The sequence below is a fragment of the Pseudomonas sp. Pseusp88 genome, assembly GCF_047303955.1.
Lineage (GTDB): Bacteria > Pseudomonadota > Gammaproteobacteria > Pseudomonadales > Pseudomonadaceae > Aquipseudomonas.
Map to the genome: position 1 here is coordinate 1 of NZ_JBGLYM010000108.1, position 363 is coordinate 363.

1 pseudogene is annotated in these 363 nt (G+C 61.4%); it reads right to left on the bottom strand.

Annotated features, from left to right (window positions below):
* Positions 1 to 363: pseudogene (locus ACCD02_RS32680) on the bottom strand (hypothetical protein); the annotation flags it as partial.

The following is a 363-nucleotide window of genomic DNA, read 5'->3' on the forward strand; positions in this document are numbered from 1 at the left end:
GCCGATGATGCGCATGGGGCGCATGAGCGACAGTCTTTTCAGCTCATCTTCATGGCCTTGCAGGGCAAGGCGGGCGGCGCGTTGGTCGTAGGCATTGCCGGGGCGGCTGAGGACGGCTTTGGCGGCGACTATTTGTTTATTGACAGTGGCGATGTTGGCCAGCCATTTCTGGTAACTCTGCTCCCAGTACGGGTCGAACAGCAGTTGGGTGGCCAGGGAGATTTCGATGGAGAACAACACTTGAGGCGCCGCCAGGGTCAGTGCGTTCTCGGGTTTCATGCCCGGCAGCAGCAGGGCGCTCAACCCGTGCCAGGCGTCTCGGGCCTGATCGTTGGCGACTTTGATCAGGGTGGCCATGGCGTG